Annotated in this window: 18 protein-coding genes; 9 read left to right on the forward strand and 9 right to left on the reverse strand. The window is 73.2% G+C overall.

All coding sequences use genetic code 11. The features are described 5' to 3' along the window. The first annotated feature begins 899 nt into the window (after nt 1-899). Nucleotides 900-1,310: an ArsC/Spx/MgsR family protein gene (locus ACGF5C_RS29825; protein ID WP_393306971.1), complete on the forward strand. Its 411-nt coding sequence runs from the start codon at nt 900-902 to the stop codon at nt 1,308-1,310. 12 nt (nt 1,311-1,322) lie between these two features. Then, entirely contained in the window at nt 1,323-1,679 is a 357-nt protein-coding gene (locus tag ACGF5C_RS29830; protein ID WP_393306973.1) for a hypothetical protein, read from the forward strand. Between the two features lie 13 nt (nt 1,680-1,692). Here ACGF5C_RS29830 and ACGF5C_RS29835 read toward each other — a convergent pair whose 3' ends face one another. Then, entirely contained in the window at nt 1,693-1,875 is a 183-nt protein-coding gene (locus tag ACGF5C_RS29835; RefSeq protein WP_393307062.1) for a hypothetical protein, read from the reverse strand. A gap of 19 nt (nt 1,876-1,894) precedes the next feature. On the opposite strand from ACGF5C_RS29835, the gene ACGF5C_RS29840 reads away from it, so the two are divergent. The 4 genes from ACGF5C_RS29840 to pulA all read left to right on the forward strand — a co-directional run bounded on the left by ACGF5C_RS29840 (nt 1,895) and on the right by pulA (nt 9,412). Continuing rightward, a complete protein-coding gene (locus ACGF5C_RS29840; protein WP_393306975.1) occupies nt 1,895-2,563 on the forward strand; it encodes a hypothetical protein in 669 nt (222 codons plus the stop codon). A gap of 37 nt (nt 2,564-2,600) precedes the next feature. Further along, nucleotides 2,601-2,990 (forward strand): hypothetical protein, encoded by a 390-nt coding sequence (locus ACGF5C_RS29845; protein WP_393306977.1) that lies wholly within the window; start codon nt 2,601-2,603, stop codon nt 2,988-2,990. A 93-nt stretch (nt 2,991-3,083) separates the two neighbouring features. Beyond that, complete coding sequence (locus tag ACGF5C_RS29850; protein WP_393306978.1) at nt 3,084-3,770, forward strand: cellulose-binding protein; 687 nt, start codon at nt 3,084-3,086, stop codon at nt 3,768-3,770. Nucleotides 3,771-3,919: 149 nt separating this feature from the next. After that, nucleotides 3,920-9,412, forward strand: coding sequence for a pullulanase-type alpha-1,6-glucosidase (pulA, locus tag ACGF5C_RS29855; RefSeq protein ID WP_393306980.1), 5,493 nt, complete (start codon nt 3,920-3,922; stop codon nt 9,410-9,412). Between the two features lie 136 nt (nt 9,413-9,548). On the opposite strand, the gene ACGF5C_RS29860 is transcribed toward pulA, so the two are convergent. From ACGF5C_RS29860 to ACGF5C_RS29870, 3 genes are all read right to left on the reverse strand, one after another. After that, nucleotides 9,549-11,186 (reverse strand): hypothetical protein, encoded by a 1,638-nt coding sequence (locus ACGF5C_RS29860; RefSeq protein WP_393306982.1) that lies wholly within the window; start codon nt 11,184-11,186, stop codon nt 9,549-9,551. A 364-nt stretch (nt 11,187-11,550) separates the two neighbouring features. After that, on the reverse strand, nt 11,551-13,233 hold the full coding sequence (locus ACGF5C_RS29865) for a right-handed parallel beta-helix repeat-containing protein (RefSeq protein ID WP_393306984.1): 1,683 nt from the start codon (nt 13,231-13,233) through the stop codon (nt 11,551-11,553). A 297-nt stretch (nt 13,234-13,530) separates the two neighbouring features. Next, nucleotides 13,531-15,012, reverse strand: a complete 1,482-nt coding sequence (locus ACGF5C_RS29870; protein ID WP_393306986.1) for an aminopeptidase P family protein — start codon at nt 15,010-15,012, stop codon at nt 13,531-13,533. A 187-nt stretch (nt 15,013-15,199) separates the two neighbouring features. On the opposite strand from ACGF5C_RS29870, the gene asnB reads away from it, so the two are divergent. After that, complete coding sequence (asnB, locus tag ACGF5C_RS29875; RefSeq protein ID WP_393306988.1) at nt 15,200-17,161, forward strand: asparagine synthase (glutamine-hydrolyzing); 1,962 nt, start codon at nt 15,200-15,202, stop codon at nt 17,159-17,161. Nucleotides 17,162-17,332: 171 nt separating this feature from the next. Here the strand turns inward: asnB and ACGF5C_RS29880 are convergent, their stop codons facing one another. Continuing rightward, complete coding sequence (locus ACGF5C_RS29880) at nt 17,333-17,707, reverse strand: nuclear transport factor 2 family protein (protein WP_393306990.1); 375 nt, start codon at nt 17,705-17,707, stop codon at nt 17,333-17,335. Nucleotides 17,708-17,772: 65 nt separating this feature from the next. On the opposite strand from ACGF5C_RS29880, the gene ACGF5C_RS29885 reads away from it, so the two are divergent. Then, nucleotides 17,773-18,708 (forward strand): PfkB family carbohydrate kinase, encoded by a 936-nt coding sequence (locus ACGF5C_RS29885; protein WP_393306992.1) that lies wholly within the window; start codon nt 17,773-17,775, stop codon nt 18,706-18,708. Nucleotides 18,709-18,843: 135 nt separating this feature from the next. On the opposite strand, the gene ACGF5C_RS29890 is transcribed toward ACGF5C_RS29885, so the two are convergent. Next, nucleotides 18,844-19,674 carry an MBL fold metallo-hydrolase gene (locus ACGF5C_RS29890; protein ID WP_393306994.1) on the reverse strand — a complete coding sequence of 277 codons (831 nt, stop codon included), beginning with the start codon at nt 19,672-19,674 and terminating at the stop codon, nt 18,844-18,846. Continuing rightward, nucleotides 19,671-20,075: a thioesterase family protein gene (locus tag ACGF5C_RS29895; RefSeq protein ID WP_393268030.1), complete on the reverse strand. Its 405-nt coding sequence runs from the start codon at nt 20,073-20,075 to the stop codon at nt 19,671-19,673. Before ACGF5C_RS29895 ends, ACGF5C_RS29890 begins: the two co-directional genes overlap by 4 nt. A 193-nt stretch (nt 20,076-20,268) precedes the next feature. Here ACGF5C_RS29895 and ACGF5C_RS29900 point away from each other — a divergent pair, with 193 nt between their 5' ends. Further along, nucleotides 20,269-21,300, forward strand: a complete 1,032-nt coding sequence (locus ACGF5C_RS29900) for a phosphatase PAP2 family protein (RefSeq protein WP_393306996.1) — start codon at nt 20,269-20,271, stop codon at nt 21,298-21,300. 114 nt (nt 21,301-21,414) lie between these two features. Here ACGF5C_RS29900 and ACGF5C_RS29905 read toward each other — a convergent pair whose 3' ends face one another. Continuing rightward, nucleotides 21,415-22,950 (reverse strand): PH domain-containing protein, encoded by a 1,536-nt coding sequence (locus ACGF5C_RS29905; RefSeq protein WP_393307056.1) that lies wholly within the window; start codon nt 22,948-22,950, stop codon nt 21,415-21,417. Between the two features lie 71 nt (nt 22,951-23,021). After that, nucleotides 23,022-23,561 carry a PH domain-containing protein gene (locus tag ACGF5C_RS29910; RefSeq protein WP_393306998.1) on the reverse strand — a complete coding sequence of 180 codons (540 nt, stop codon included), beginning with the start codon at nt 23,559-23,561 and terminating at the stop codon, nt 23,022-23,024. Nucleotides 23,562-23,566: the final 5 nt, after the last annotated feature.

Raw genomic sequence — 23,566 nt, forward strand, 5'->3', positions numbered from 1 at the left:
GCGGCGGTGGCGGGGCCGGCGATGGCGCCGCCGGTGAAGGCGAGGCCGGCAGCGGTCAGGGCGGCCTTACGGATCAGATCGGTACGCATGATGAAGCACCTTTCGATCGGGGGTACGCGGCACACACCGGAAGGGGGCGGGTGTGCTGCGGGTAAGGAAAGGTCACGCCGGAAGGGGGGTGCGCCCTCTCGCTCGGGGGGCGCGGTCCCGGGGGGATGTAACCGGCTGGGCGGGCCGCATATTCCAGCGGGCCATCACTCCAGCGATCCCGGTCCGGGGATGTAACGACGCGGGCCCGGCCGGCATTCCGGCCGTCGCCCCGGGCCGCCGAAACGGTCCCGGGGTCACGCGCTCACGATGGTTACAACGCCCCGGCCCCCCGACCCATGCCCGGCGGGCCGGTGGCCCCCGCCACCGCAACCCACCACGAACCCGACATGACGCCCCAGGCCACACCCTGGTGCCGTCGCGGAACCGGACACGCGGCGCAGGCAGGCATGCACCCGGCAGCCGCCATGATGGGGTTCATGGGGTGCGGCGCCCCTGTGTGGCGTCGGCTGCACGCTGTGACCCATCTGTGAGGGCAGCTCGACAGGGCCGGGCAGCGGTACTCCGACCTGGATCGTCTGCGACGTCGTCCGGCTCCCGGCCCCGATCTGGCCAGCGAGACGTGTCGGGTGACGATCCGCCTGGCGTTGTCGACCGGACCCGTCTGCGACATCGCCGGTCAATCCCAACGCGGGCACAGCCCGTAACGACCACCCGCTGCGCCCGCCAGCCGGCGGGGCCCGCGCCCACCGTGGCCGGTGGGAGAGCGCTGACCAGCAAGCCGCTGCGGCGAGCACGCGTCCGCCGCGCCCGCCGCCGGCCGGAAACGGGACTGCTGCGACCATGACGGCATGGAGATCTGGAACAACCCGTCCTGCTCGAAGTGCGCTGCCGCGCGGTCGGCGCTGGACGAGGCCGGTGTGGGCTACGGGGTGCGCCCGTACCTGGACCGGCCGCCGAGCGCCGCGGAGCTGATCGAGGTGCTGCGCCGGCTCGGCGCGCGCCCCTGGGACGTCTGCCGGACGCAGGAGCCCGCCGCGGTCGCCCTGGGCATGGCCGACTGGCCGCGGGACGAGGCAGCCGAGACGCGCTGGATCGACGCGATGGTCGCCGCCCCGGAGCTGATCCAGCGGCCCCTGCTGCTGCTCGACGACGGGAGCGCGCTCGTGGGCCGTACGCCGGAGGCGGTGGCGGAGGCGGTGCGCCGCAGCGGCGCGGCGCCCGGCGGTGGCGCGGAGCCGGGCCGCCCCCAGCCCCGGTGAACGGGTGAACCGGTGACGCGTTTTCCGCCTGACCTCACCCTCGCCGAGGGGCGGGCGGACTCGCCGACCGGGTGGAACGAGGACACGCCGCCGCCCGGCGCGTCCTTCGGACCGCCGGCCGCGCCGCCGGTCCGAGCCGGTATCACTGTCAACGCGGCGGTCGACTCCGCGACGGTGCGGGGCAACCGCGTCTGGGACCACCGCGACGAGCAGAGCCAGACCCACGCGTTCTGGATCACGCCCGACGGCAGTTGCGTGTCCTGCCGGATCGAGGACAACGACTTCGCCGGCAACGCGGTCGGGCCGGTGCGGCTCGACACCCCGCCGGTCGGCGGCCGGTGGGACCGCAACCACCACGACGAGAACTGACGGCCGCCGGTCGTCAGCGCGCGTCGTCGGCGGGCGCCGCCGCCTCCGCGTGCCGGTCGCGCAGCCGGGCCCGGATCTCCTCCGGGGTGTACGCCCGGCGCCGCCGTTCCGCCCGCGCGATCACCACGCCGGTCGCCGCGACCCCGGCGAGACCCGCGAGCCCGAGCACCTTCCACCACCGCATCCGTTGCCGCATCGGCCTAGGGTAGACCCCCATGAGCATCAGCCTGGACGAGGCAGTGGAGCTGACCCGCACCGGCGACGTGTGGGTGTTCCGGGGCCGCAGCGTGCCGGACCGGGCCATCCAGTTGACCACCAACAGCCCGGTCAACCACGTCGGCATGGCGGTGGTGCTGGACGACATGCCGCCCCTGATGTGGCACGCGGAGCTGGGCAGGTCGCTGCCCGACATGTGGTCCGGCACCCACCAGCGCGGCGTGCAGTTGCACGACCTGCGGGACGCGGTCTGCGTCTGGGCCAACCGGTACGGCCAGCGCGCCTGGCTGCGCCAGCTCGACCCGCCGGCCGACGCGGAGATGGAGAACGCGGTGCTGCGCACCGTCGCCCGGCTCGACGGCACGCCGTTCCCCTCGACCGCCCAGCTCGCCTGGCGCTGGGTGCGCGGTCGGGTGCCGGCGATGCGGGTGCCGACGCTGCCCGGGCGGGGCCGGGACCACTCCGGGGTGTCGGTGCGCGACCGCGCGCTGGAGACGGCGTACTGCGCGGAGGTCGTCGCGGTGACCTACGAGGCGATGGGGCTGCTCCCCGCCGGGCGGCGTCCGAACTGGTACGACCCGGGCCGGTTCTGGAGCGGCGACGACCTCGGCCTGGCCGGCGACGCCCGCCTCGGCGCCGAGATCGAGGTGCGCGTCCCGCCGCGCTGAGGTTTGGCCCGGTGGCCGGCAGGCAAATGCTGTCCCCGTGAGAGCCTCCACCGATCTCGACACGCTGACCGACTTCTTCGACCGGTACGGCGTGGCGCTGACCACCGGCGACCTGCCCGCCATCGCCGGCTGTTACGCGCTGCCGGGGCTGGTGGTCGCCGACACGTACAGCTTCTCGTTCACCTCCCCGGCGGCGGTGGCACTGTCCTTCGTGGGCGCCGCCCCCGACTACCAGGAGCGCGAGCTGGTCGCCGCGCACGCGGCCATCGAGGATGTGCAGCCGATGTCGGCACTGCTGACGATGGTGGCCGTCGAGTGGGAGTTCCTGGACAGCCGGGGTCGAGCGGTGCCCGGCGAGCGTTACCGCTACCTGCTGCGCGCTACCGACGACGGCCCGGTCATCTGCACGGTCCTGCGCGCCGCCTGACCGTCCCGTCCGGTGGGCCCGTTCCGGCTCCTACGTTCCTTGCCAGCGACCGCTACGCTTCTTCGGACGACTGCTGGAGGAGGCATGTCCGGCATGCGCCGAGCATCGAGCAAGTCCTACGGCACGGCCGTCATCGCGTCCTCGCCCTGGATCGTGGTGTCCGTCGGCGCCGGGGTGATGGTGGTGCTGTTGGTCATCGCGCTCGGCGCCTACCGGGGACGCGGCCCCGCGTCGTTCGACGCGCGGCCCGGCCCGCCCGAGCCGACCCTCGCCCTGCCCGACCAGTGGCCCTCGAGCGCGACGGCCACGGCCGCGTCGCCGTCGCGGCGGGCGTCGCCCACGCCGTCCGGCCGCGTCACCAGCCGGTCCACCCCGGAAGGGCCCACGCCGGCGCGTTCCAGCCGTACGCCGTCTCCGGCCCCTGGCGGAGACGAGGGCGCGGTGCTGCTGCTGCCGCCGACCGCGTCGCCGCTGAGCGGGCGGTACCGGGTGGTGGACGAGTCCCGCGGCGGGTTCGTCGGCGAGGTGCTGGTCAGCAACGCCTCCCGGGACGGCCGGGCGTGGACGGCCCGGCTCGCCTTCCCGGGCGGTCGGCTGGGCAGCGCGTGGATCGAGGGCGCGCCACAGGGGACGGCCACCCGGACCGACGACGGCTTCACCTACCGCAGCGGCCAGGATCTGGCCGGGGGAGCGTCGTTGGCGCTGCGGTTCTACGTCCAGCACGCGGGCAGCCGCCCGGCAAGCTGCACCGTCGACGGCGTCGCCTGCCACGGGCTGTAGCTCACCGGTTTCGCAGGGCCCGGCGCGAACGCGCCGGGCCCTGCTTTTGCAAGCGCACTGCTTTGTTGCGACTCTGTTTGCAAGGTATTGCAGAATGTTTCGGCAAGGGTTAGCGTGCGGGCCAATCAGCGACCAGAGGAAGGCCGTCGATGAAACCCCCGCCGATACCGCGCAAGGCCCTGCTCGCCCTCGTCTCCCTGCTCGCCCTCACCCTCGTGGGCACCCCGGTCGCCGTACACCAGCTCGGCGCCGACGCCACCGACGGCACCGGCCCGCTCGCCGCGGCCGGCGCGACCCAGTGGCGCGCCGAGCCCCCGGCGGAGGCGCTGCTGGAGGCCGGCAGCAACCAGGCCCGTGCCGAGCAGTTCTACTTCGTCCTGCCGGACCGGTTCGCCAACGGCGACCCGCGCAACGACGCCGGCGGCCTCACCGGGGACCGGCTCTCCACCGGGCTGGACCCGAAGGACAAGGGCTTCTACCACGGCGGCGACCTCAGGGGCGTCACGGACAGGCTCGACTACATCCAGGGGCTGGGCACGACGGCCATCTGGCTCGCCCCGATCTTCAAGAACCGTTCCGTGCAGGGCACCGGGTCCGACGTCTCGGCCGGCTACCACGGCTACTGGATCACCGACTTCACCCAGGTCGACCCGCACTTCGGCACGAGGGACGACCTGAAGCGGCTGGTGAGGCTCGCCCACCAGCGCGGGATCAAGGTCTACCTCGACGTCATCGTCAACCACACCGCCGACGTCATCAAGTACGCCGAGGACAAGTACACCTACGTGGACAAGGCGACCTCCCCCTACACCGACGCGCAGGGGCGGGCCTTCGAGGACCGCCACTACGCCGACGGCAGCCGGGACTTCCCGAAGGTCGACACCACGTCGTTCCCGTACACCCCGACGTTCGACACCCCGGCCGACACGAAGGTCAAGGTCCCGGCGTGGCTGAACGACCCGACCATGTACCACAACCGGGGTGACTCCACCTTCGCCGGGGAGAACAGCGAGTACGGCGACTTCTTCGGGCTCGACGACCTGTGGACCGAGCGACCCGAAGTGGTGCGCGGGCTCACGAAGGTCTACTCCGAGTGGGTGGAGTCCACCGGTGTCGACGGCTTCCGGCTGGACACCGTGAAGCACGCCAACCTCGACTTCTGGCCGCAGTTCAGCCAGGGCATCGAGCGCGCCGCGGACCGCGCGGGCAAGAAGGACTTCTTCATGTTCGGTGAGGTCTACAGCGCCGACCCGGAGATCACCTCGACGTACGTGCGGCGCGGCGGCCTGCCGGCCACCCTCGACTTCGCCTTCCAGGAGGCCGCGCGCGGCTACACCGCCGGCGACGGCTCCGCCAAGGCCCTCGCCGACGTGTACGCCCGCGACGACCTCTACCGCTCCCGGGACACCGACGCGCGGCGGCTGACCACCTTCCTCGGCAACCACGACATGGGCCGGATCGGCTCGTTCATCGCCGGTGGTGGCACCGACCCGGCCAGCCACCTGCGCCGCGACCGCCTCGCCCACGAGCTGATGTTCCTCACCCGGGGCCAGCCGGTGGTCTACTCCGGCGACGAGCAGGGCTTCACCGGCCCGGGCGGCGACAAGGACGCCCGGCAGGACATGTTCGCCTCGAAGACCCCCGACTACCTCGACGACGACCTGCTCGGCACCGACCGGACGCACGCGGTCGACCAGTTCGACCCGACGCACCCGCTCTACCGGGCCATCGCCGACCTGGGCGCGCTGCGCCAGGCGCACCCGGCCCTGCGCGACGGTGTCCAGGTCACCCGGTACGCCGCCGACGGACCCGGCGTCTTCGCGTTCTCCCGGATCGACCCTAAGCAGCGCACCGAGTACGTCGTCGCGGTAAACAACGCCGCGACCGCGCAGACTGTCACCGTGGACACCTGGTCGGCCGGCGCCACCTTCGCCGGCGTCTACGGCGGCTCGGCCACCCCGGTCGCCGCCGCCGACGGCAGGCTCACCCTGACCGTGCCGCCGCTGTCGGCGGTGGTGCACCGGGCCGGCACCCCGATCGCGCTGCCCGACGCCGCGCCGAAGATCACGATCACCGCTCCGGCACCCGGCGAGCCCGTCGCCACGAAGGCCGCCGTCACCGCCCAGGTCACCGGCGACCCGCTGGCCACCGTCACCGTCGCCGCCCGGGCCGCCGGCGGGAGGTGGACCCTGCTCGGCAGCGCCGACCGGGCCCCGTACACCGTCCACCACGACCTGACCGGTCTGGCCGGCGGCACGACCGTCGAGTACAAGGCCGTCGTGCGCGACGGCAGGGGCCGGACCGCCACGGCCCGGTCCACGGCCACCGTCGGCACCCCGGCCCGGTCCGCCTCCCGGGACTGGGCGGTGGTGCACTACCAGCGCCCGGCCGGCGGCTACGACGACTGGGGGCTCTACGCCTGGGGCGACATCGACCCCGCGTACGCCACCGAGTGGCCCAAGGGACAGCCGTTCGCCGGCGAGGACTCCTACGGCCGGTTCGCCTGGGTGAAGCTCAAGCCGGGCGCCAAGTCGGTCGGCTTCCTGGTGGTCGACAGGAACGGGAACAAGGACGTCGGCCAGGACCGCACCATCGACGTGACGCAGACCGGCGAGATCTGGGTCAAGCAGGGCGACCCGGCGATCTACCCGACCCGGCAGGCCGCCACCGGCGAGCCCGACCCGCCCGTCGAGGACGGCACCGCGCTCATCCACTACCGCCGCGCCGACGGCAACTACGACGGCTGGGGCCTGCACCTGTGGGACGGCGCCGCCAACCCGACGGACTGGGCGAAGCCGCTCGCCCCGGCCGGCGTCGACGCCTTCGGCGCGGTGTTCCGGGTGCCCCTCGCAGCCGGAGCCACCGGGCTGAGCTACATCATCCACTCCGGTGACGAGAAGGACCTGCCGGAGGACCAGCGGCTCGACTTCGCCACCGCCGGCCGCGAGGTGTGGCTGCTCGCCTCCACGCCCGGGCGGCTGCTGCCGTCCACCGCGTCCGGCGCCGCCCGGGACGTCGACATCACCAGGCAGAAGGCGCACTGGATCGACCGCTCGACCGTCGCCTGGCAGACCGGGCCCACCGACGGCAGGACGTACGCCCTGGTCGCCGCCCCGGCCGGCGGGGTCACCGTCGCCGACGGCGAGCTGGCCGGCACGTACACCACGCTGCCGTTGACGGCGCAGCGCAACGGGCTCACCGAGGCCCAGCGCGCGGCCTTCCCGCATCTGTGGGCGTACCGGAGCTTCGCCCTGGACCGGCGGGACCTGGCCAAGGTCCCCGCGGCCCTGCGCGGGCAGCTCCTGGTGACCGAGCGGGACGCGGAGGGCACCCTGCTCGCCGCGACCGGCGTGCAGATCCCCGGGGTGCTCGATGACGTCTACGCCCGGGCCACCGGCGCGAAGCTCGGGCCGACCTTCGCCGGCAGGGTGCCGACGCTCGCGGTCTGGGCGCCGACGGCCCGGCAGGTGTCGCTCCAGCTCTTCGACTCGCCGACCGGGCAGCCGAAGGCGGTGGCGATGCGCCGCGACGACCGCACCGGCGTCTGGTCGGTGCGCGGCGCCCGCGACTGGCACGGCAAGTACTACCGCTACCAGGTGCAGGCGTGGCAGCCCGCGACGCAGCAGATGGTCACCGCCGCGGTGACGGACCCGTACTCGCTGGCGCTGGCGCCGAACTCCACGCACAGCCAGATCGTGGACCTGGCCGACCCGGCGCTCGCGCCGGCCGGCTGGGCGGCGCTGCGCAAGCCGGCGGCCGTGCCGTCGACGAAGGTGCAGATCTCCGAGCTGTCCGTGCGGGACTTCTCCGTCGCCGACACCACCGTGCCGGCCGAACGGCGGGGCACCTACCTCGCCTTCACCGACCCCCGGACCGCCGGCATGGCGCACCTCAAGGCGCTCGGCGACGCCGGGGTGACGCACCTGCACCTGCTGCCCGCGTTCGACTTCGCGACCATCCCCGAGCGCCGCGCCGACCAGCGGCAGCCCGGCTGCGACCTGGCCGCGCTGCCGCCGGACTCCGAGGAGCAGCAGCGGTGCGTCGCGGCGGTGGCGGACACCGACGGCTACAACTGGGGGTACGACCCGCTGCACTACACCGTGCCGGAGGGCGGCTACGCCGTGGACCCGGTGGGGGCGCGGCGCACCACGGAGTTCCGGCAGATGGTGGCCGGGGTCAACGGCGCCGGGCTGCGCGTGGTGATGGACGTCGTCTACAACCACACCTCGGCGGCGGGCGCCGACCCGAAGTCGGTGCTCGACCAGGTCGTGCCCGGCTACTACCACCGGCTGCTGGAGGACGGCAGCGTGGCCAACTCGACCTGTTGCGCCAACACCGCCCCGGAGCACGCCATGATGGGAAAGCTCGTGGTGGACTCGCTGGTCACCTGGGCCCGGGCGTACAAGGTGGACGGCTTCCGGTTCGACCTGATGGGCCACCACCCGAAGGCGAACATCCTGGCCGTGCGCGAGGCGCTCGACGAGCTGACCGTGGCCCGCGACGGCGTGGACGGGAAGAAGATCCTGCTCTACGGCGAGGGCTGGAACTTCGGCGAGGTCGCCGGCGACGCCCGGTTCGTGCAGGCCACCCAGGCCAACATGGCCGGCACCGGGATCGGCACCTTCAACGACCGGCTCCGCGACGCGGTGCGCGGCGGCGGGCCGTTCGACGCCAACCCGCGGGTGCAGGGCTTCGCCTCCGGCCTGTTCACCGACCCCAACGGTGATCCGGTGAACGGGTCCGCGGCCGAGCAGCGGGCCCGTCTGCTGCACCAGCACGACCTGATCAAGGTGGGGCTCACCGGCAACCTGCGCGGCTACCGGTTCACCGACTCCGCCGGGCGGCAGGTCACCGGCGGCCAGGTCGACTACAACGGCTCGCCCGCCGGCTACACCGCCGCGCCAGGGGAGGCGGTCACCTACGTCGACGCGCACGACAACGAGATCCTGTACGACGCGCTGGCGTACAAGCTGCCGCAGGACACCCCGGCGGCGGACCGGGCCCGGATGCAGGTGCTGGCGCTGGGCACCGTGGTGATGGGGCAGGGGTCCGGGTTCGTCACCACCGGCACCGAGCGGCTGCGCTCGAAGTCGCTGGACCGCAACTCGTACAACTCGGGTGACTGGTTCAACCAGATCCGCTGGGACTGCGCCCAGGGCAACGGGTTCGGCGCCGGGCTGCCGCCCGCGCAGGACAACCGGGACAAGTGGCCGTACGCCAAGCCGCTGCTGGCCGATCCGGCCCTGGTGCCGGACTGCGCGGCGATCAACATGACCGACGCCCGGTACGCCGAGCTGCTGAGGATCCGGGCCTCCTCGCCGGTCTTCGGGCTGGCCACGGCGGAACAGGTGCAGAAGCGCGTCGCCTTCCCGCTCTCCGGCGCGGCCGAGACGCCCGGCGTGATCACCATGACGCTCGACGGCCGCGGCCTCGACGGACGCTGGAAGTCGGTGACGGTGGTCTTCAACGCCACCCCGGAGGCGGCGACGCAGCAGCTGACCGGGCTGCGTGGGGCGGACGTGGCGCTGCACCCGGTGCTGCGGACCTCGGCGGACGAGGCGCTGCGCATGGCCTCGTTCGACCGGGCGAGCGGCACGTTCACGATGCCGGCCCGCAGTGTGGCGGTGTTCGTGCAGAGCTGACGCGCGACGCGAACCGGCCCCCTCCCGCGAGTGCGGGAGGGGGCCGGTTCGGTGTTCGTCCGGTCCGTGCGGCCGGTGCTGGTCCGGTCCGTGCGGCCGGTGCTGGTGGCGCCGGCCGCACGTCACCCGAGTGTGATCAGCCGAAGCAGTTCTCCACCGGAGTGGGGCTGCCCTCGCAGTTGGTCGGCTTGTTACCCCTGATCGCCGACTTGTCGTCCACGTCGACGTCGCCCTGGTAGTTGAAGACGCCGCCCGGCTTCAAGGTGGAGAAGTTGTCCGCCACCTTCGTGTCGTGCAGGTTGACCTCGCCGCGGACGTTGAAGATGCCGCCGGCGATGCCGATCGGGCCGACGGCCCGGTTCCGGACGATCGCACTGTCGCGGAACGTGACCTGGCTGAACAGGTTGAACACGCCGCCACCGAAGAACCCGGCGACGTTCTCCGCGATCTCGCTCTTCTCGACCGTGGCGTTGGTGCCGAAGCCGAGCGCGAGGCCGCCGCCCACGCCGACGGTGGTGTTCTTGGCGACCAGGACGTGCTTCAGGTCGAGCTGGCTCTCAGCCGTCGCGATACCGCCACCCGCGACCCCCGCGAAGTTGTCGGTGATCTTGGAGTCCTTGACGGTGGTGTCGCCCTCGATGTCGAGCAGGCCGCCGCCGAAGCCGAGCGTCTCGTTGCGGCTGATCTCGCTCTTGTCGACCCAGACGGTGCCGCCGTCGATGTCGTCGTGCCGGTGCAACTCCGGGGCGCCGTTGGCGATGCCACCGCCGCCGATGATGGCCTGGTTGTGCGTCACCTTGGACTCTTCGACCTTGAGCAGGCCGGCGTTGAAGATGCCGCCGCCGAAGAGGAAGGCGGTGTTGTCCTCGACGGTCGTGTGGCGCAGGTTGGTCTTGCCGTAGTTGGCGATGCCGCCACCGTTGCCGCCCGACTGGTTGCCCACGACGTGGGTCTTCTCGAGGTCGGCCTTACCGCCTGGCTGCACCAGGATGCCGGCCCCGTCGTGCGTCTGCTTCTTCTTCCGCTTCTCCTCGGCGGAGGCCTCGGTGCCGGGGGCGGCGTCGGCGTTCGCCGCCGCCGCGCCCTTGGGCGCGGCCTGGAGCAGCTCCAGGTACGGCTTGCCGGCCTGGGCCGCGGCGGCCGCCTCGACGGAGTTGGCGTACCGCGACCACACCGCCTCCGGCGTCATCCGCGGCTGCTTCTTGCGCTCGACGGTCTGGCCGTTCTTGATGGTCAGGCCCTTGAGCGTCAGGTCGCCGCCGCTGCCGACGTTGAAGATCCGGAACTGCTCGGCGGTGGCGTCCCGTTCGATCTTGGTGTTGTGACCCTTGAGCGTGATCTTCTCCTTGATCACGGGCAGGCCGTTGCCGTGGTTGTCCGAGCGGGTCAGCTTGTAGGTGCAGTCCTTGGCGAGCTTGAACTCGCCGCCGTGGTTGTTGTTGGCGAAAATGATCGCCTGGATCAGCCTGTCGGAGTCGCAGGGCACCTCCCTCCCGCGGTCCTTGTGGTCCCGGTCCTTGTCGTGCCGGTCCCGATCCTCCTTGCCCTCGCGGCCCTGGTCGCCCTCGCGGCCCCGGTCGCCGTCCTTGGTGACCTGGGCGGTGGACCAGTTCAGGGCGTCCGCGCCGACGGCGCCGGCGCCGGTGGCCACACCCACGGCGGCAATGCTGACCACGCCGGTCAACCCGGCCACACCGCTGGCGAGCCAGAGCTTGCGGCGACGCTTCTGCGCCGCCGGCCGCTCGGAGTCGTTGTTCGTTAGGTAGTTGGACATCGGAGCTCTCTGCCCTCTCCTAGTACCAGACAGGGTCGCGGCGCCACAGGCGAGCGTCCCCTGCTACAAATCGGTTGTAGCTCCCGAACCGACAGTATGAGAATCTTCCTCACCTCGGGGGCATATCCGAAAGAAGCCCACATTCGGTACGGGGACCATCGTGCGCGGCGTGGACGACCCGGGCGGGCCGATCGGTCGCACTGGTGCCGGTAGGTGAGGCGCCCGGCTACGGTACGTAGTCGGCGCAGATCGTCTAGATCGGCGCGGGAACGGTCAAGAGGGCCCAGGCGGATGGCGAGGGCTCCTCCGGGGCCGCCGGGGCGGCGCGGAGGAGCCCTCTCTATGTGGTCGTGCTGTCCGGTGTTCAGCCGAAGCAGCGGTCCGGGATGACCGGGCTGCCCTGGCAGTTCGTCGGCCGGTTGTCGGTGACGGCCGACTTCCGGTCGATGAAGACGCGGTTGTTGTTGGTCCAGATGCCGCCCGGCGGCTCGGTGGCGACGTTGTGCGCCACCTTCGTCTCGACCAGCCTCGTCGTGCCGAAGTCGTTCACGATGCCGCCGCCCACCGCGCCCGGGCTGACCGCCTGGTTCGCCACGACCTCGGTGTCCCGCAGCGTGGTGGTGCCGAAGTCGTCGGTGTAGACGCCACCGCCACCAAACCCCTCGGCGACGTTCTCCCTGATCACGCTGTCCTCGATCACGGCGTGGGAGTCCCTGCCGACCCCGACGCCACCGCCTTCGCCCTCGGTGTGGTTGTTTGCCACCACGACGTGTTCCAGGCTCAGCCTGCTGTCGTGGAGGGCGATCACGCCACCGACGTCCGTGCGGCCGACGTTGTCGGTGATGTGGCTCTGCGTGATCGTGGTCTCGCCGTCGTTGTCGAAGACGCCCCCGCCGAGGCCGGCGGTCCGGTTGTGGCTGATCGTGCTCTTCCACACCCAGACGGTGCCGCCGTCGGCCGTGCTGCCGCTGACGTTCGTGCCGTTGGCGATGCCGCCGCCGCCCAGCCCGGCGCTGTTGTACGTCACCTTCGACTCCTCGACCCGCAGCACCCCGACGTTGAAGATGCCGCCGCCGAAGCCGTCGGCGCTGTTGTTCTCCACCGAGGTGTGGCGGACGTTCGTGGTGCCGAAGTTGGCGATCCCCCCGCCGTTCCCGCTCGCCTGGTTCTGCTTGAACGTGCTGTGCTCGATGTCGGCATGGCCGCCTCGCTGGACGAGGAGGCCCGCTCCGTCGGCGCTGACCATCCCGGGCGCGGCCGTCGCCGTGCCGTCGGGCTGCGCTTCCGCCGTGGCCGGCTCGGCGAGAGTGGCCGGCGTCCCCGGTGCGGCTGCCGACGGCGTGGGTGCCGCCATGGCCGGTCGGGCCGGGGCCGCAGCGGCAGTGGTCGAGCCCGACAGCCCGAACGTCGCCACGGGCGGTGGCGGCGGGGCCATCTTGCGGGCGACGGTCTGTCCGCCCTTGATGGTCACGTTCTTCAGCGTCAGGTGACCACTGCTGCCGACGTTCAGGATCCGGAAGCGCGCGGTGTCGGCCGCCCGGACGATCTTGGTGTCGTCGCCCTTGAGGACGATCGGCTGCTTGATCACCGGCAGGCCGTTGCCGTGTGCGCTGCGGGTCAGCTCGTAGGTGCAGTGCTTGGCCAGCTTCAGCGTCGCGCCGTGGTTCTTGTTGGCGTCCGTGATCGCCTGGATGAGCTTGTCGGTGTCGCAGGGCACCTCCTTCTCCCGGTCGTTGTGCTTCCGGTTGCCCTGGCCGCTCCAGTCGCCACCGGACCAGCCGTCCTCGCCCTGGCCGGTCTTCTCGCCGCCGGCCCCGTCGGCCTTGCCGGTGTCGCTGACGTTCTGCCTGGGTGCCGTCGACCGCGCGTCGGAGAGCCGGTCGGCGTCGCCGGACTTGTCGTCCCTGGATGCCAGGCCGCCCAGCGCAGCCAGGCCGACGACGCCGGTCAGCCCGGCCACGCCGGCGGCGACCCAGAGCTTGCGCCGCCCCCGCGTCGGTGTGCCCGCGGGCGGGCCACCGTCAGGTGTCGTTACGTCATCGGACATCAGAGCCTTCCGCCCTTTCCTGCTACCAAAGGGGCCGCGCCGCCCGAAGCGGAGCGACCAGCTACAAATGGGTTGCAGCCTCTGATGACCACCGTATGAGAAGGATCCTCGCGACAAGGACGTATCTGAAAAAAGCCCACATTCGCCTCGGATCCGGCAGGGAACGGGGGTAACCGGGTGGCCGGGTGAATTGGGCTCTGGCCAGGTCAAAGGCCGACGGGCCCCGCCCACCGGAACAGCGACGTCGAAACGTCGCGTGCCGGCGGGCGGGGCCTGTCGTGTGGTCGTACCTCGGGATCAGCCCGGCAGGCGCGGCCCCGCCTCGCGCTGCTCGGCCAGCCAGGTCTCCACCTCGTCGGCCCGGCGCGGCAGCCCGGCGGAGAGGTTGACCGCGCCGGTGGCGGTGACCAGGATGTCGTCCTCGATCCGCACGCCGATGCCGCGCAACTCCTCGGGGACCAGTTCGTCCTCCGGCTGGAAGTAGAGCCCCGGCTCGACGGTGAGCACGTAGCCCTCGCCCAGGACGCCGTCCCGGTACTTCTCCTTGCGGGCGTCGGAGCAGTCGTGCACGTCGATGCCGAGCATGTGGCCGAAACCGTGCAGCGTCCAGCGCCGGTAGATCGTCGACTTCTCGTCCATCGCCTCGTCCACGCTCACCGGGAGCAGGCCCAGGTCGGCCAGGCCCTCGGTGAGAGCCCGCATGCAGGTCAGGTGCACGTCGCGGAACCTGACCCCCGGCTTGATCACGTCGATGCCGGCCTGCTGCGCGGTGTGCACGACGTCGTAGACCTGGCGCTGCAACGGGGTGAACCGGCCGTTGACCGGCAGCACCCGCGTCACGTCGGCGGTGTAGAGGTTGCGGTTCTCCACGCCCATGTCCATCAGCAGCAGCTCACCCGGGCGGGTGGCGCCGTTGTTGTGCACCCAGTGCAGGATCGTCGCGTGCTCGCCCGCGCCGACGATCGAGCCGTAGCCGACGTCGTTGCCGTCGTGCCGGGCACGCAGGGCGAAGACCCCCTCCAGCAGGCGCTCGGAGACGCCCCGGTCCGCCGGCAGCACCCGGGCCACGTCCTCGAAGCCCCGTACGGTGGCGTCGATCGCGTCCTGGAGCTGGGCGATCTCCCACTCGTCCTTGACCAGCTTGTGCTCCGCGATCGTGACCGCCAGCTCCCAGTCGCGCGCCGGCTGGCCCTCCGCGCGGGGGCCGTCGTACGGGCGCACGGCCGCGTCCACCCGCGCGTCGAAGCCGCGCAGCACGCGGGTACGCCCCGGCGCCAGGTCGGCCAGCGCCGCGTCCAGCTCGGTCAGGTCGGCGGTCGGCAGGCCCAGCTCGGTCGACTTCTCCGTCAGCGTGTGCCGCCGGCCGACCCACAGCTCGCCGTGCCGGCTGCGGAAGAACTCGTCGTTCTGCCGGGACGACCGGGGACGCATGTACAACGTGGCGTCGTGGCCGGACCCGTTCGGCCGCAGCACGAGCACGCTGTCCGGATCGTGGTCGCCCGTCAGGTAGGCGAAGTCGCTGCCCGGCCGGAACGGGTAGGTGGTGTCGTTGGCACGTACCTTCTCGCCACCGGTCGGGATCACCAGGGTCTCGCCCGGGAAGGCCGCCGAGAGCGCGGCACGGCGCTTGGCGTAGTTCGGCACCTCCGGCCGCGGGCCGACCGGCAGCGTGGTGTCGTGCCAGCCCTGCCGCATGAACGCCAGGAACGCCTCCGGGAACTCCGGGTCGTGCGACTCGGTGCCGTCCACCGGCTTGTTGTCGGTGCGTTCCTCGGTCATGCTCCGCTCCCTCCGCGTCGTTGCTGGTCCTGACGGTACCCCGCGCCGTGTCGGCCCGGCCGTCCCGGTAGGCCGGCGGCCGGGCCTGCGCGTCGGCCGGCCCGCCCGCCGCCGGGTGCCCGCCTGGAGCGCGGGAGAGCCTGCGGTGCCGCGACGCCCGCCCGGGACGCGTGGAAAGATGACCACCATGTGCGGACTCCTGGCCTTCTTCAGCGCGCGCGGCGACGCCGCCGCCCACCGCGACAACATCGCCGGGGCGTTGGAATGCCTGCACCACCGCGGACCGGACGAGACCGGTGTCGAGGTGGTCGGCGACGCCTCCGGCCGGTACGCGGACGGGGTGTTCGCGCACAAGCGGCTGGCGATCATCGACGTGGCCTCCAGCCACGAGCCGCTGCCCTACGCGGGCGGGCGCTACCTGCTTACGTTCAACGGCGAGATCTACAACTACATCGAGCTGCGCGAGGAGCTGATCCGGAACTTCGGCGCCCAGTTCGCCACCGCCGGTGACGGCGAGGTGATCGTCGCCGGCTACCACTACTGGGGCGAGCAGGTGCTCACCCGGCTGCGGGGCATGTTCGCCTTCGTCATCTGGGACCGGCAGGAACGGCGCGCGTTCGGCGGCCGGGACTACTTCGGCATCAAGCCGATGCACTACCTGGAGACCGCCGACGGCCTCTACCTCGCCTCCGAGAAGAAGGCGCTGCTGCCCTTCGCGCACTCCAGCTACCAGGGCGACGCCGGCATCGACACCGCGAACCTCAGCCACTACCTGACGCTGCAGTACGTGCCCGAGCCCGGCACCCTGCACAAGGGGATCAACCGGATCGGCTCGGGCGAGTACCTCACCTGGACCCCGGGCGGGCGGATCGACGTGCGGCGGTGGTACAGGCCGGTGTTCCGGCCCACCCCGGTCGCCGACGAGCAGCGGCTCTACCACGAGATCCGGGAGACGCTGCGGGAGAGCGTCCGGATGCACATGCGCTCCGACGTGCCGGTCGGCTCGTTCCTCTCCAGCGGCATCGACTCGACCGCCGTGGTGGCCCTGGCCCGCGAGTTCAACCCGAACATCCTCACCTTCACCGTCGGCTACGACGTCCCGGGCTACTCGGAGATCGACGTCGCCCAGGACTCGGCCCGGCACCTCGACGTGACCACCATCCCGACGAAGATCGGTCCGCAGGACATGATCGATGCGCTGCCGAAGATCGTCTGGCACCTGGACGACCCGGTGGCCGACCCGGCGCTGGTGCCCCTCTACTTCGTGGCCAAGAAGGCCGCCGAGCACGTCACCGTGGTGCTCTCCGGCGAGGGCGCCGACGAGTTCTTCGGCGGGTACACCATCTACCGCGAGCCGCTGTCGCTGAGTTCGGTCAACGGGCTGCCCGGCGGGGTGCAGAAGGGGCTGCGGGCCGTCTCCAAGGCGATCCCGCAGGGCGTCAAGGGCAAGAGCTTCCTGGAGCGCGGCACCACCCCGATCGAGCAGCGCTACTACGGCAACGCCCGGATGTTCACCGAGGAGGAGAAGCAGCACCTGCTGCGCCGCTACGACCCCTCCGTCCGCTACACCGACGTCACCGCGCCGATCTACGCCGAGTGCACCGAGCTCGACGACGTGACCAAGATGCAGTACGTCGACCTCTACACCTGGCTGCGCGGCGACATCCTCGTCAAGGCCGACCGGATCTCGATGGCCCACTCGCTGGAGGTGCGGGTGCCGTTCCTGGACCGTGAGGTCTTCGACGTGGCGTCGCGGATCCCGGTCGACCTCAAGCTGCCGCCGCGCTCCGAGGCCACCAAGTACGCGATGCGCCAGGCCCTCCAGGGCGTGGTGCCGCCGGCCATCGTCAACCGCAAGAAGCTCGGCTTCCCGACCCCCACCCGGGTCTGGCTGCGCGGCGAGATGTACGAGTGGGCCCGCTGGGTGCTGTCCAACTCCGGCGCGGGCGAGCTGATCGACCTGTCGTACGCGATGCGGCTGCTCGAGGAGCACAAGCGGGAGGAGGCCGACCACTCCCGCAAGGTGTGGACGGTGCTGATCTTCTGCATCTGGCACGCGATCTTCGTCGCCAAGACCCTCGACCCGGGCATCCAGCGCAACCAGTCCGCCCTGCTCACCAAGCCCGTGGTCGGCTCCATGGTCCGCTGACCCCGGGCGCGCCTCGGGCGGCCCCGGTCCGCGTCGCGGTCCGCTCCCGCCCGTGTGGATCAAGAGGTTTGCGTCGCCGGAAGCGTTCCCGGACGACGCAAACCTCTTGATCACTTCGGGCGTGCGCCGACCCAGGCGGCGGGATGACGCGCGACAGCCCTTCTCCGGGTGTCAGTAACGCTCGGCGAGGTGCTCGCGGCCGGGCGGCGGCTCATAGGCCTCCGGCCAGAACTCCGTGACCTCGCGGACGAGACCGGCGTCGTCGAAGTCGAAGAAGCTCGTGGCGGGAAGCTCCGCGCCCTCGTAGGCGCAGGTGATCCACGTGGCGGCGTGTCGGCCGGAGGCGACCGCCCGGGTCACCGCGAGGTGCCAGCCGTCGGGGTACTCGCGGTTGAAGCGCACGAACGATTCCCGGCCGACGATCCGCTCCCGGGTCTGCGGCATGTGGTAGACGACATCGTCGGCGAGCAGCCCGCCGAAGGTGTCCCAGTCCCTCGCCTCCAGCGCCGCCCAGTAGGCCAATACGGTGACTTCGGCGCTCGTCATGGCACGTACTGTGCCAGCCTGGTGCGACGAAATGCGGTCGGCGCGGGCACGGACGGAGGCCGGAGATGGGATACGCGGTGGTGCTCGGCGAGGCACTGGTCGACCTGCTCGACGCCGAGTGCGACGGGGAGCAGGTCTACCGGCAGGCCGTCGGCGGTGGGCCGCTGAACGTGGCGGTCGCCGTCGCCCGGCTCGGCGGCGCGGTGCAGTTCGTCGGGTCGCTCGGCGACGACGTCCTGGCCGGGCGGATCCGCGACTTCCTGAGCGGGGTCGGCGTCGGGCTGGCCGGCGCGGTCACCGTGCCCGTCCCGACCGCGCTGGCGGTGGCCACCTTCGCCGGCCCGGAGCCCGACTTCCGGTTCTACGGCGAGCCACCCTCCTACGGCCTGCTCGGCCCCGACGACCTGGACGCCGACCTGGTCGCGGGCGCCGACGTGCTCTACTGCGGCTCGATCGTGCTGCTCCAGCCGCCGGTGCTGGCCGCCGCGCGCCGGGCCTGGGCGCTGGCCGGCAGCCTGCGGGTCTTCGACCCCAACGTCCGCCACCGGCTGCTCGACGGGCCCGCGGCGCTGGCCGGGCTGCGCGAGGTGGTGGCCGAGTTCGCCGCCGGCGCCCACCTGGTCAAGCTGAGCGCCGCCGACGCCAAGCTGCTCTATCCGGGTGAGCCGGAGGAAGGGGTGGCGGCGTACCTGCGGGAGTTGGGCGCCGGGACCGTCGTGGTCACCCTGGGCGCCGCCGGCGCGGTGGTCGCCGCGGCCGGCGCCGATCCGGTACGCGTACCCGCGCCGAAGGTCGAGGCGGTGGACGCCACCGGCGCCGGTGACGCCGTGATGGGCGCGCTCGTCGCGGACCTGCTGGTCGACGGCGAGCCCGCCGCCCCGGCGGGCTGGCACGAGCGGGTGGCCTTCGCGCTGCGGGTCGCCGCCCTGGTCTGCGAGTCGCCCGGCGGCGCGACCGCCATGCCCACCCGCGCCGAGGTCCTCGACCGGTTCGCCCACTGACCCACCCCACCCCCTTCTCCCCGCGATCTTGCACTTTGTGCCCGCGATGTGGGGGATATGCCGCTTCTGTCGGGGCGACAACTGCAAGATCAGCGGGTGCGGGTGCGGGTGCGGGTGCGGGTGCGGGTGCGGGGGTCAGGCGGTGCCGTCTAGTTCGGCGTAGCCGCGGCGGGCGGCGTGCAGGGCGGGCCGGGCGCCGAAGGGCGCCTCGGCGGCGACGCGCTCGGGCGGGGCGCCGCCGGTGTGCCCGGCGCGGATGAGCCAGGCCAGCTCGACGAGCTGCTCGTGCTGCGCGCGGACGAACGCGGCGTCCACCGGGTCGCCGTGCCCCGGCACGACGACGGTGGCCGGGGTGGTCATCCGGAGCAGCTCGGCCACCGTGTCCGGCCACTGCAACGGGTAGGACTCCTCGAAGGCGGGCGGACCGCTCTGCTCCACCAGGTCCCCGGCGACCAGCACATCGGCGTCCGGCACGTGCACCACCAGGTCACCGGCGGTGTGCCCGCGACCGGGGTGGCGCAGCACCACCCGCCGGCCGCCCACATCGAGGACGGTCTCGCCGTGGACGGTGTGCGTCGGCGCCAGCAGCGCGGTGCCGGCCAGCTCCTCGGCCAGCGCGGGGTGCTCGTCGCGCATCTCCGCGTACGCCTCCCGGCGCAGCCGGTCCGCCTCCTCGCGCATCGCCTCGGCGGCCACCTCGTGGGCGTACACCGGGCGGGGTGGGTCGGCGGCGAGGGTGGCGTTGCCGAAACAATGGTCGAAGTGGTGGTGGGTGTTGACCACGGTCCACGGGTGGGTGGTGACCGCCCGGGCGGCGGCGGCCAGCTCGGCGGCCTGCCCGGCGGTCGAGAGCGTGTCGACCAGCAGCGCGGCCCCGTCGCCGACGACCAGCGTGACGTTGACGTGCAGCAGCGGCTCGCGCAGCACGTGCACCCCGTCGGCGACCTGCACGAAGCGGCCGGTCACGACGACCGGGCCGCGCGTTCCACGAAGCGCTGCCGGTCGACCAGCACCCGCTCCACCCGGCCCTCGGCGACCGTCTCGTCGCCGTCGCGCACGCTCACCTCGAAGTGCAGCCGTCGCCCCTCGACCGCGGCCAGCCGGGCCTGCGCCACCACCGTCCGCCCCACCGGGGTGGCCGCGCGGTGGTCGAGCTCCACGCGGGTGCCGACCGTCGTCGACCCGCTGGGCATCCGGGGGGCGGTGGCCGCCACCGTGGCCGCCTCGGCGAGGGCGAGCACCCGGGGCGTGCCCAGCACCGGCACGTCCCCGGAGCCCACCGCCTGGGCGGTGTCGGTGTCGGCGACGGTCAGCTCCACCCGGGCGGTCAGGCCCGGCGTCAGGGCGGGCTCCGGCTGCTCCTGCATGGCCAAAGCCTAGACGAGGCGGGCCGGGGCCGGCGGGCGTCCGTGCCGCGCCGACGGTTCACCGGTTCCGGGCCGAGCGCCGGTCCGAGGTTCGCGCGCCGTCCACCACCGGCCGACCACCCGCCGCGCCCCAGGCGGCGCGGCGGGTGGTCGGCGTCGGTCGATGCCGTCCGCGCCGTTAACCTTGACCGCGATGTCTGTCGCGACCGACCCCCAGCCCCCCGCCCGGACCGGCCCGCCCGCCTCGCCCGACGGCGGGCGTCGTCGCGTGGTCGCGATGACCGTCTGGGGGGTCGCCTTCGTCGCCGGCTGGCTCGGCATCGGCCTGCCGACCGACCCGGCGTACGCGTTCCTCTGGATCTGGGCGGCGACGGTCGCCTGGAACAGCAGCCGGCCGTGGCGCAGCCACCTGCGCTTCGCCCGGGACTGGGTGCCGGTGGTGCTGCTGCTCGCCGTCTACAACCTCTCCCGCGGCTTCGCCGACAACGGCGCGACCCCGCACGCGTACGAGCTGATCGTCGCCGACCGGGTCATGTTCGGCTGGGCGACCGGTGGCGAGGTGCCGACGGTCTGGCTCCAGCAGCACCTCTACCGGCCCGAGGTGCACTGGTGGGACGTCCTGGTCAGCTGGGTCTACTTCTCCCACTTCGTGGTGGCGCTGGCCGCCGCGGCGGTGCTCTGGCTGCGCGACCGGGGGCGCTGGGCGGCGTTCATGCGTCGCTGGGGCTTCCTGTGCGCCACCGGCCTGGTCACCTACTTCCTCTACCCGGCTGCCCCGCCCTGGTGGGCGGCGCAGAACGGGCTGCTGGAGGAGGTCGCCCGGATCTCCACCCGGGGCTGGAAGGCGTTCGGCATGCACGGCGCCGGCAACCTGCTCAACGCCGGGCAGATCGCCTCCAATCCGGTGGCCGCTATGCCGTCGCTGCACACCGCGTTCGCCCTGTTCGTGGTGCTGTTCTTCCTCCGGCAGACCCGCCGCCGCTGGTGGCCGCTGCTGTTGGCGTACCCGCTGGCGATGACCTTCACCCTGGTCTACAGCGGCGAGCACTACGTCATCGACGTGCTGGTCGGCTGGGCGTACGTCGGGATGACCTTCCTGGTGGTCGGCCTGGCGGAGCGCTGGTGGGCGGCGCGCCGGGCCCGCCGGGCCGTGGCGGAGGGCGACCCCGAGCCGACCGAACCGCCCACCTCCGCCGAGCCGCCGGCGGTGCCGGCGGCGCGCTGAGCGTCGACCTCGCGGCGGCCCGCGACCTGTGCGTGGCCGGCCGGGTGACCACGGACCCGCGCGGCGGCCGGTGCGGCGGTCGGCCGGGCGGCTGGGCGCCGATGCGGGAAGCGGTCAGCCGGCCTGCCGGGCGGCGCGCGCCCGGGCCGTCAGCTCCGCCGCCAGGGCCCACGCCTCGGCCAGGTCCCGGTCCCGCGCGGCCGCGCCGGCGCCGCCGGCTGTGTCGGCGTGCACCGTCGCCAGCCGCAGCCGCCGCTGCGCCGGCCCCTGCACCACCCGCACGCTCTGGATCCGGGCGTACGGCACGAGCGCCACCTGCCGCGTGAGCAGGCCGGACCGGACCGCGAAGACCCGGGCGTCGAGGCCGGCGCCGAGCACGCCCCGGCTCAGCGGGTTGAGCCAGCGGGCTCGCTCCGGCGGCGGGGTCAACGGCAGCGTGGTCAGGCGCACCCCGGCCAGCACCTCGGCCACGATCGCCTCGCCGGTCGGCAGGTCGCCCACGGGGAGCAGGCGGTCCGGACGGTTGCGGTCGTCGCTCTCGCCGCCGGAGTAGCCGGCCACCTCCAGGCGCAGCCGCAGCCACCCCTTGACCCGCCACAGCAGCGGCCAGGTCGCCCCGACGGTCTGCACCCGGTCCAGCGGGACAGTCTGGGCGCGGGTCTCCAGCAGCCCGTTGCGGATCCGCAGCGTGCCCTCGTCCCGGGCGAGCCGGAAGTTCCAGTCGTCGAGCACCCGGCGCACCGGTTGCAACAGCACGCCGGCCATGGCGGTGAGGGTGCTCGCCACCGCGATGAACGACCACGAGTCCTCGGAGAGAAACTGCGCCAGCACGAACGCCACGCCGAACGGGATCATGAAGGCCTGCGGGGTCAGCAGCTGGCTGACCAGCAGGTCCTTGTTCGCGATGGTGTGCAGCGGCCGGCCGGGCGGCGCGGGCGCCTCGGCCGGGACCGCCCCGGTCGCCGCCGTCGCCCCGGCCGGCGCCGGCGCGGGCCCGCCGGCGGCCGCCCGCCCGGCGAGGGCGAGCAGCCGCCGACGCAGCGCGGTCGCGTCGGCGACGCTCAGGTACGCCAGCGGCGCCTCGGTCTTGCCGCCGCCGACCACCTCCAGCCGCAGCTCGGCCAGGCCGGTGAGCTGGGCGAGCAGCGGGCGGACCACCTCGACGGCCTGGAGCCGCTCCAGCGGGATCGCCCGGGTGCGCCGCCAGAGAAGCCCCTCGTGCACCCGAAGTTCACGGCCGACCACGTGGTAGCCGGTGTGGTACCAGCTGACGACTGCGAGCACGGTGGCGCCCAGGGCCAGCACGACCGCCATCAGGGCGAACCAGCCGAAGCCGACCCGGGAGAGGGTCGACCAGGACAGGCCGGCGATCACCACGACCAGCGACTTGGCCCCGTGCAGCGCGGGACTGAGCGGGTGCAGCCGCTGCCGGGGCTCGGCGTGCTCCGGCGTACCACCCGGCACTGGTCCGGCGACCGGGGGAGGCGCCGGCGGGCCGGGCGGTGGGGGCGGGGCGTCCGGCGCCGTGCCCGGCCCGGCCGGCGGGCCCGCGAGTCCGTGCGGGGTGTCCGGCGCGGGGCCGGCGGGCGGGTGCGGGTCGTGCGGCGCCGGTCCGGGTGCCACGGCAGGGCCCTGCGCGGCGGGCGGCATCGCCGCCGGCCGGAGGCCGGGCTCCACCCGGGGCGGCTCGGTCCGGTCCGTCGCGCGGCCGGCCGGGTCGTTCACAGCCCCTCCGCCCGGTCCTCGCCGAGCGCGGTGAGCCGGTCGCGCAGCCGGGACGCCTCCGCCGGGCGTAGCCCCGGCACGCGGGCGTCGCTGGCCGCCGCGGCCGTGTGCAACTGGACGGTGGCCAGGTTGAACGCCCGCTCCAGCGGTCCGGCGCTGACGTCCACGAACTGCATCCGCGAGTACGGCACGATGGAGAGCCGCCGCACCAGCAGGCCGTGCCGGACCAGCAGGTCGTCCTCCCGCTCGGCGTACCCCCAGGCCCGTACGGCCCGGACGATGGTCACGACCCGCAGGGCGCCCAGCAGCAGCACCGCGCCGCCCGCCGCGCCGAACGGCCAGGCCCCGCTGAACGCCCAGCCGACGCCCAGCCCGAGCAGGACGACGACCAGCACCATCGCGAGCCGGAGCAGCTCCACCCAGATCAGGTCGGGTGAGATCGGCTGCCAGCGGACGGTGTCCGGCCACGGCTCCAGGGGGCCCGCCGGAGGGCGGGGCGGTGCCGGCGGCGGGCCGGCGAATCCGTCACCGCTCACCGAGG

The sequence above is a fragment of the Micromonospora sp. NPDC047620 genome, assembly GCF_043205005.1.
In the GTDB taxonomy this organism is placed as follows: Bacteria; Actinomycetota; Actinomycetes; order Mycobacteriales; family Micromonosporaceae; genus Micromonospora.